This window comes from Rhizobium sp. PRIMUS64 (assembly GCF_023006465.1).
Taxonomy (GTDB): Bacteria; Pseudomonadota; Alphaproteobacteria; order Rhizobiales; family Rhizobiaceae; genus Rhizobium; species Rhizobium leguminosarum.
Window position 1 is genome coordinate 1 of sequence record NZ_JALBGX010000394.1, and the last position, 223, is coordinate 223.

1 protein-coding gene is annotated in these 223 nt (G+C 60.1%); it reads right to left on the reverse strand.

Going from position 1 to position 223, the window contains the following annotated elements; translation table 11 throughout:
• Window positions 1-223, reverse strand: a 223-nt coding sequence (locus MOV76_RS39710) for an ABC transporter permease subunit (RefSeq protein ID WP_247266652.1), incomplete at both ends; no start/stop codon positions are given.

Genomic DNA, 223 nt, shown 5'->3' on the forward strand with positions numbered 1-223 from the left:
GGTGTTGACGACGTTGTTCAGCGCCACCGTCATCGGCATGGATTCACCGGTGCCGGCATAGGCAGACGCAAACAGGAAGTCGTTCCAGATATTGGTGAACTGGTAGATCACGGTGACGACGATGATCGGCAGCGAGTTCGGCAGCATGATGCGGCGGAAGATCTGGAAGAAGCTGGCGCCATCGACCTGGGCGGCCCGCACCAGTTCGGTCGGAAAGGCCTCG